Source organism: Nonomuraea sp. NPDC059007 (genome assembly GCF_042740555.1).
In the GTDB taxonomy this organism is placed as follows: Bacteria; Actinomycetota; Actinomycetes; order Streptosporangiales; family Streptosporangiaceae; genus Nonomuraea.
On sequence record NZ_JBHYJD010000008.1, the window covers coordinates 48,497 to 56,865 of the forward strand.

General features: G+C 69.6%; 7 protein-coding genes. 4 read left to right on the forward strand and 3 right to left on the reverse strand.

Annotation, left to right across the window (positions count from 1 at the left end):
- Nucleotides 1-789, reverse strand: a complete 789-nt coding sequence (locus tag ACFWY5_RS15025; protein WP_379612728.1) for an alpha/beta fold hydrolase — start codon at nt 787-789, stop codon at nt 1-3.
- A 108-nt stretch (nt 790-897) separates the two neighbouring features.
- On the opposite strand from ACFWY5_RS15025, the gene ACFWY5_RS15030 reads away from it, so the two are divergent.
- Together ACFWY5_RS15030 and ACFWY5_RS15035 are read left to right on the forward strand one after the other, a co-directional pair.
- Nucleotides 898-1,407, forward strand: a complete 510-nt coding sequence (locus tag ACFWY5_RS15030; protein ID WP_379612729.1) for a MarR family winged helix-turn-helix transcriptional regulator — start codon at nt 898-900, stop codon at nt 1,405-1,407.
- 203 nt (nt 1,408-1,610) lie between these two features.
- Nucleotides 1,611-3,386, forward strand: coding sequence for a discoidin domain-containing protein (locus ACFWY5_RS15035; RefSeq protein WP_379632310.1), 1,776 nt, complete (start codon nt 1,611-1,613; stop codon nt 3,384-3,386).
- A 70-nt stretch (nt 3,387-3,456) separates the two neighbouring features.
- Here ACFWY5_RS15035 and ACFWY5_RS15040 read toward each other — a convergent pair whose 3' ends face one another.
- The gene (locus ACFWY5_RS15040) at nt 3,457-4,665 is read right to left on the reverse strand and encodes a cytochrome P450 (RefSeq protein ID WP_379632312.1); all 1,209 of its coding nucleotides are present in this window, start codon (nt 4,663-4,665) and stop codon (nt 3,457-3,459) included.
- Nucleotides 4,666-4,810: 145 nt separating this feature from the next.
- On the reverse strand, nt 4,811-5,203 hold the full coding sequence (locus ACFWY5_RS15045; protein ID WP_379612732.1) for a hypothetical protein: 393 nt from the start codon (nt 5,201-5,203) through the stop codon (nt 4,811-4,813).
- A gap of 46 nt (nt 5,204-5,249) precedes the next feature.
- Here ACFWY5_RS15045 and ACFWY5_RS15050 point away from each other — a divergent pair, with 46 nt between their 5' ends.
- Entirely contained in the window at nt 5,250-6,233 is a 984-nt protein-coding gene (locus tag ACFWY5_RS15050) for a linear amide C-N hydrolase (protein WP_379632314.1), read from the forward strand.
- Between the two features lie 900 nt (nt 6,234-7,133).
- On the forward strand, nt 7,134-8,363 hold the full coding sequence (locus tag ACFWY5_RS15055; RefSeq protein WP_379632316.1) for a thioesterase II family protein: 1,230 nt from the start codon (nt 7,134-7,136) through the stop codon (nt 8,361-8,363).
- The last annotated feature ends 6 nt before the right edge of the window (nt 8,364-8,369 follow it).

Below are 8,369 nucleotides of genomic sequence, written 5' to 3' on the forward strand. Positions count from 1 at the left end.
TTACTTCTCCTCGGTAAGGAAGCCGCGGGTGAGCTCGGCCAGCCCGCTGGGGTCGGCAAACCAGTCCATGTGGCCCTGCCCCCGCACCTCGATCAGGCGGCTGCCGGCGATGGCCCGGTGCAGTTGCCGCGAGCCCTCCATCGGGATCATGGCGTCGTCGCCGAACCCGATGACCAGGGTGGGGGCGGTGATGGCGGGCAGCAGGTCCCGGATGTCCACGCGCGCCCCGAGCTCGATCTGGCGGCCCATCCCGGCGGGCGGCCACGCGTCGGCCTGGGAGGCGGCGAGCCCGTCGTGGCCGAAGGAGTCCAGTGCCGCCGCGCTGAATCCGGTCAGGGCGGAGAACCGCTTGAACAGGTCCCGGTCGGTCTCCAGCAGCCTGCGCCAGGTCTCGAAGTAGAAGGCGTCGCGGGGTCCGGTCGAATGCGCCCATCCGCCGGCCAGCACCAGCCTGCGTACCAGCTCGGGCCTGGTCGCGGCGACGGACGCGGCGGCGACCGCGCCCAGGGAGAAGCCGAGCAGGTCCACGGGGCCGTCCGCGGCGGCCTCGACGGACGCGGCGACCTGGGCGGCGATCAGCTCGACGGTCAGCTCCGAGCCGTCTTCCTCGGTCTGCCCGCTGCCGCTGAAGTTGGGGCGGATCACCGTGTGGGTGTCCGCGAAGTACGGCACGACGTTGCCGAAGACCTTTTCGGCGTCACCGCCGGTCCCGTGCACCAGGGCCAGGCCCGGCCCGTCGCCGTCCACCTCGTAGTGGACCTTGGCACCCCGGATGGAGGTGAAAGGCATGTGAATCAACCCCTGAGAAAGGCGATACCTGATAAGATGAGCGCTAAGATAATGAGCAGTTATGTGAGTGTCAAGTAGATGAGCGCTCGCCTATTTGGAGGAGTCGTCATGGCCGACGCGGTGGACGCGGTACTGGAGCAGTGGCGCCGGGAGCGTCCCGACATCGACATCTGGCCGGTCGGCATCGTCGGCCGGCTCATGCGGCTGTCGCGCATGTGGGACATGTCGATCAAGGAAGTGCTGGCCAGGCACGGTCTCGAACCCGGCGAGTTCGACGTCCTGTCGACGCTGCGGCGCTCGGGCGAGCCGTACGAGCTGACCGCAGGGACCTTCCTCAAGGTCTCCCTGGTCACCACCGGAGCGATCACCCTGCGCGTGGACAAGATGCAGGACAAGGGCCTGGTCACCCGGGTACGCGACACCGCCGACCGCCGCTCGGTCAAGATCCGCCTCACCCCGCACGGCCTGGAGGTCATCGACCGGGTGCTCCCCGAGCACATCGCCAACCAGGCCAGGCTGCTCCAGTCGCTGGACGAGGAGCACCGCGAGCAGTTCGCCGCGATCATGTCCGGCCTGCTGCGGTCCTACGGCGACACCCCGTCCACCGCCACCCCTTAACCGCCCGTCTTTATTCTGGACTCCATAGATACTCTCCAACAGGGCTTGCGACAACGCGTCAGAAGACGGGATGATCCCGACATGAGGCGCCGTGTTCGGAGCTATATCCTCTGGAGTCCATCAATAGTGAGCAGCAACCATGGGTGGGCAGCGCCCGCGGCCCTTCAGATCTCCCCTCGACGTCTCGCCGTGAAGGAATGCCCATGCGCGTCTTAACCCCTCCCCTGGCCGTGGCCGTGGCTCTGGCCGGACTGCTCGCCGCCACCACTCCTGCCACCGCCGACCGGGGATCCAAGCCCAGCTACCGCCTCGACTGCGACGGCCGCACCTGCACCGTGGTCGCCACCGCCAAGTCCCGGCCGCACCGCATGCAGGAGTTCGTCACCACCGTCAGAAGCGGTGAGCAGGTCTGGGCACGAGACACCCTCTACAGCCGGGACGGGCGCGTACGCAGCCGCCCCTTCACCCTTCCCGAGCAGGACATCACGGTCGACGTCTCCGTCACCTCCCTGCCCGAGAACCACGTGGGCACCCCGCTCCGGCTGATGGCGTGGAACCTCTTCGTCGGCGGCACGTTCGACCGCAAGGAGACGACCGGCGAGAACCTCACCCAAATGATCGACTACATGAACGAGGTCAACCCCGACGTCTTCTTCGTGGTCGAGGGATACGGGTCCGGGCAGAAGATCCTCGACGGGCTCAACGCCGGGCGGCCGTCGAACGACCGGTACTCCGGGGTGCAGCTCACCCAGCCGCAGGACTACAGCGTCAACGGCGACAACCTGTGGCTCTACACCAAGCTCAAGATCGAGAAGGTCTACCCCCGCTACGCCGACGCCGACATCTCCTCCTTCAACCTCGGCGGCGCCCGCCTCGGCCTGCCCAACGGCAAACACGTCCACGCGTTCAGCCTGTGGACCTGGCACGACGGCTGGGCGTACGGCGACACCCATGACGCGGCCGTGCAGAACACCCACGGCCTGCCCCGCACCAAGACCACCGAGCAGATCCTGGAGGGCGACCACTTCCGCCGGGTCGCGATGGGCAGGGCCATCCTCGAGAAGGCCATCCCGTCCTTCATCGGCGACGACGACGCCCCCGTCCTCATGGGCGGCGACCTCAACGCGCAGTCGCACCTGGACTGGTCCGAGCAGTTCGCCGGCGCTCCCGGTCACGGCGGGGTGGTGCTGCCCTGGCCGTACACCAAGCAGTACAGCGACGCCGGTTTCCTCGACACCTTCCGCTACGCCAACCCCGACGCCGGACGCCACCCCGGCCGCACGTGGAGCCCGTTCCACGGCATGGGCGCCATTCCCGGCCGCATCGACTACGTCTTCGCCCGCGGCAAGGACGTCCGCGTCCTGGGCTCCCGCGCCGACGTCGACCGCCTCCCCCGCCACCAGCAGTCGCCGCTCAACCGGCCCTACCCCTTCTACTCCGACCACGGCTCCGTCATCACCGACATCCTGATCCGCGGCAAGGGCAGGGGACCCGACCGGGCGCCCGTCACCGAACAGCCCGGCAAGGGGCGCGACATCTGGCCCGCGGCACCCGCCGGCCGCCGCGTCCCGCCCGCCGAGCTCACCGCGACCGCCAGCACGTTCAAGCCCGGGATCGGCGATCCGTCGAGGGCCGTCGACGGCAATCTGACCACCGACTTCCACTCCGACTACCCCGTGGTGCCGCCGCAGCCGCACACCATCACCGTCGACCTCGGCCGCGTCAGGACGCTGTCCGCCGTACGCTTCCAGCCCAAGCTCCGGGTCAACATGAACGGCACCATCCTTGAAGGCATGGTGCAGGTGAGCGACGACGGCGTCACCTTCAGGGACGTCAAGCGGGTCACGTGGCCCCGGATGACCGCGCCCAACGACGTCACGCTCGACGGCGTCTCGGCCCGCTACATCAGGCTGCGCAGCGACTACAGCCTCGGCGGCGCCTCCGCCCTGGCCGAGATCATCCCCTACGAGACCGCCTGACACCCCCGTCCCCGAGGTCAGAGCCCGCCGCCCTCGTCCGGAGCGGCGGCGGGCCGCCGGGCAGGCCCGGTCACGCGTCCCAGGTGACCGGGAGGCTCTTGACGCCGTAGATGTCCGCGCTCTCCGGACGCAGCGCGACCTCGTCAGCCGGTACGGCCAGCCGTAGCGAGGGAAAGCGGTTGACCAGCGCGGGCAGGGCGACGCGGAGCTCCACGCGGGCCAGCTGCTGCCCCAGGCACTGGTGGATGCCGTGACTGAAGGCCAGGTGCCCGCCCTCCTGCCTGCGCAGGTCGAGCGCGTGGGGGTCGGTGAAGCGCTCGGGGTCCCGGTTGGCGGTGGCGTACGACAGGATGAGCGTCGCTCCGGCCTTGATGCTCTGGCCGCCCAGCTCGACGTCCTCCAGCGCCACCCGCATGAACTGCTTGGCCACGCTCAGGTACCGCAGCAACTCCTCCACCGCGCCGTCGGCGAGCTCGGGGTCGGCACGCAGCGCGGCCAGCTGCTCCGGGTTCCGCAGCAGCGCGAAGGTGCCCAGGGCCAGCATGTTCGCGGTGGTGTCGAACCCGGCCGACAGCAGGATCAGGGCGATGCCCTTCAGCTCCTCGTCGGTCAGGTCGCTGTCGAGCAGGTCGCTCAGCACGTCGTCGGTGGGGTTGGCGCGCTTGGCGGCCACCAGCTCCGCGAGGTACTGCTGGGTCTCGACGTAGGCCGCGATCAGCTCCTCGTCGCCGACCTCCCCGCCGAGGAACTTGTCGATGTTCTCCTGAAAGGAGTCCCGGTCCGCGTACGGCACGCCCAGCAGTTCGCAGATGATGACGGCCGGGATCGGCTTGGCGAACGCGGTCACCAGGTCCGCCGAAGGCCCGGCCTGCTCCATCGCGTCCAGGTGCTCGGCGGTGACCTGCTCGACCCGCTCGGTGAGCTGCCGCATCCGCCGTACCGTGAACTTGCCCACGAGCGGCTTGCGATAGCGGCTGTGCTGCGGATCGTCCATCAGCAGGAACTCGCCCGGCGGCGCCGGAGGAACCTCGATGTCGCCGAAGTCGATGGTCGGGTGATGGAGCATCAGCTCCTTGCGCGAGCTGAACCGCTGGTCCGCCAGCACCGACCGGACCAGCTCGTACCCGGTGACCACCCAGCCCTCGTGGCCGTCGGCGAAGGTGAACCGGCTGATCGGACCGTGCTCGCGCGCCTGGACCAGCTCCTTCGGCGGATCGAAGGGGCAACCGGCCTGACGCGCCGTCGGCATGGCCTCAAGGGTGTGGAGGGATTCACTCATGGCAGCCACGATCGCCGACCGCGCTGACACCGGACCGTCGCCGTCCTGACATGACGGCTGATACGACACGTTTCACCGGATGGGCCCGTGCCGCGGAAGCCCGGCGGGTGGGACACCTTCAGGCCCTGGTCGGCCGGTAGAGGTGTCACTGCTGAGCGGTCGCGGGACGCCGGTGCAGTTCCCTGATCGAGATGACGCTCAGCGTGAGCGGCAGCAGCCACAGCAGCGCCTTCACGGCGATCACCACGATCTGCTGCGACTCCCACGTCTCGCCCTTGAGCTGAGCTTCGACCTGCCCCCAGAGGCTTGAGGTCATCATGCCCGTGGCGTACGCGCCCGCCGCCAGCATCAGCGGCCAGCTCAGGCGGGCCGAGCGGAGGAGGGCCAGCGCGGCGATGATCAGCAGGACGCCCGCGACGTAGTCCTCCAGGATCGTGACCGGCGTCGTCCACCACGCCTGGATGCCTCGCCGAACGGTCTCAAGGCCGATGAACAGGACGCCGAGGACGGCGGCGGAGATAGCGGCGAAACGGGCCATGGGTCCCCCTCGTGACACGGCGGGTGCCGGTAGGCAGACTACAGACATGCGGACCCCTGCTCTCGCGGTGTTGTCGGCCCTGACCCTCGCGGCGGCGGGGGCGTGCGCGCCCGCCGAGGCGCCGCCGGCGCCCTCCTTGGCGGCGCGCCCCGGGATTCTCCGGCAGACGGAGGACGAGATCGCCCGCACGGCCGCGGGCCTGCGCCGGCTGGACGACATGCCGCTGTACGAGATGACCTTCCACGGCGGCTACGACGCCGAGGCGCCGCTCACCGAGGCGGAGCTGGCCAGGAACGGGGACGGCTGGGCGTGCTCGCTGTTCCACCGCCCCGGCCGGTTCGGCAGGAACTTCGACTGGGACCCCAACCCGGCCATGGTCGTCCACGCCGACCCGCCGGACGGTTACGCCTCGCTCTCCCAGGTCGACGTCTCCTATGTGTTCCCGCCGGCGGCCCGGCCGGATCTGAAGTCCGCCCAGGACCGGCGGCGGCTGGCGCACGCGGTGCTGATGCCCTTCGACGGCATGAACGAGAAGGGGCTCGCCGTCGGCCTGGCCCAGGCGCCCCACGCGGACCTGCCCGCCCGCACCCCGGGGCGCACCGTCGTGAGCGGCACGCGGATCATCCGGCTCATGCTGGACCGCGCCGCGACCGTGCCGGAGGCGATCGAGCTGATGCGCCGCTACGACCTGGACTTCAGCGGCGGCCCGCAGCTCCACTACCTGATCGCCGACCGGGCGGGCAGGTCCGTGGTCGTGGAGTTCGCCGAGGGGCGCATGAACGTCATCGACGAGCGCTACCTGACCAACATCACGATGACCGGCGCCGACCGGAACACCAAACTGGCCGACCGCCGCTACCGGTTGCTGTCCGAAGGCGACGGCACGGAGCCGATGCAGTTGCTCAAGCGGGTCGCCCAGACGCACACCCGGTGGTCGATCGTCTACGACCAGGAGAACCTCACCGCCAAGATCGTCACGGCGCAGCGGTGGGACCGCGTGCGCGATCTACGCCTGTCCACGGGCGGTTAGGCCGTGCGCGGATTACGGCGCGGGCGTTAATCGGGCGAATGAGAGACGGGCGTTCACGGATATCGCGGCTACGCCTGCGGCGGCATGGGGCCCAGAGTTTCGATTGACACATCTGGTAAAGCACCTTGCCGGAAATCCGGTAAATGGCGTCGTGGTTGACGAGCCATCGGAGAGAGCCGCGCGGCCCGCCCGTGCCGCCCAACTTCGCACGTCGGGCCGGAGTTTCGGGGTGACCAGAGCCCGGGTTAAGGTGATCAGACAATCGTCCTGACTGATATGTCGAGGTTTTTCGCGCCTCTTGACAGGACAGGCGACAAACGAGTCCGAACATGAGTCGACGACCCCGTTGAAGGCCGGCGATCCCGGGGCGACCGGAGTTCTTCCCACGCGGCCGCACAGAGGTTATTTCGCATGGCTGCCGAGGGGCGGCGGAAGGCGGCACCGCACTTCGACAGGCCCCACCCGCCCCTCGCCGAGGCCGCGACGGGCGCCCCCGGCGAGCGGAAGATCCCCCATGGCCCTGGGACAGGTTTCGGTTGCCCGAATCCTATTTACGGACACGCATATCATCGCATGACCGGTGATGCAAGGGGCTCTTGTGCTGAATTCCCGCGACCCCGGCCGGTGCCCGCTAATCAAGCCGTTGACTCCACCCGGCAAACATCGATATAAGAGTGAATGTCGTGAACGGCGTGACATCACACGCTAAGTCGTGACACTTGTACAGCTCTCTATTTCGAGGTTGTTTCGAGGCAATTGTCGAGGAGCGCCGTAACATGGCGGTTGACGACCTCTCTATTCAGCGACGAATCCACCACTCGCCGCACACGGTGACTCCCCGCAGGGGGGTGCTGGGCGATCAGTGACCAGTTAGCCGCGTCGGCGCAGAATCCCCACCCCATGGATCTCCGCTCCGCCAGCACGATGATCTGCCTCCCGTACGCCGGAGGCGGCGCCAGCGCCTACACCGGACTCGTGCGCGAGCTCGCCGGACTCGCCGACCTCACCGTCGTCCCCGTCCAGCTTCCCGGCCGGGAGAACCGCATCGTCGAACCGCCGGCCTTCACGATCGCCGAGATCGCCGACGAGGTGGCGCCCGCCACGGCCGGGCCGTACGCGCTGTACGGCCACAGCATGGGCGCCCGCCTGGCCTTCGAGGTGGTGCGCGAGCTGCGCAGGCGCGGCCTGCGCCGGCCGTCGCGGCTCTACGTCGGCGGCGCGCACCCACCGGACCGCCGGGTACCGCTGGCCGCCGCCGTGGACCTGCCCGACGACGCCTTCATCGACCAGCTCGTCCGCAGGGCGGGCGCGCTCCTGGAGCTCAAGCACCTGCCGGAGCTGCGCGAGCTGCTGATGCCGGTGCTGCGCTCCGACTTCACCTGGATCAAGAACTACTCCTACGCGCCCGAGCCGCCGATCGACTGCCCCATCGTGGCCTTCACCGGGCTGGACGACGGCGAGGTCGGGGCGGCGGAGATGCTCGGCTGGGCCCGGCACACCACCGCCGGGTTCCGCCTGCGCACGCTGCGCGGCGGCCACCTGTTCGTCCAGGACCGCCCCGCCGAGCTGGCCGCGCTCATCGCCGCCGACCTCACGGGCGAGCCCGCCCCGCCGGAGCCGGACGAGCTTCAGCTCTGGCTCGGCCGTCCCGCCGGCCACACCGCGGTGACGCGCGGGTACGCCGGCCGCGCCACGTTCGGCACGAGCCACACCGGCGAGCTGACCTTGGTGGCCGCGGTCGCCGCACACCAGCCCGGGGTCGGGGTGGCCGTCCTGCGTGCGCCGGATCTCGGCGGCGACCTGTCCGAGCTGAGCGGGGACGAGCTCGAGCAGATCGAGGACGCCGCCGAGGAGGACCGGCGCTGGCTGGCGCTGCGTGCCGTCACCGCGAAACGGGCGCTGATGGCCGCCGACGGCCAGGGAGCCGACCCCGCGGCGGCCGGCTTCCCCGACCTCACCGATCCCGGTCCCTGGCAGGCCCAGTGCGATCCGGGACTGGAACGGCTGACCCGCTGGCAGGTCCTCCACCTGCCCCTGCACACCTCTCGGGGAGAAGCGCTGGGCGCGGTCGCCGTGCCGCACGACACGGTGCGGCTGAGCTTGGACATCACTGCTGAAAAGCCAAGGTAACGGGGG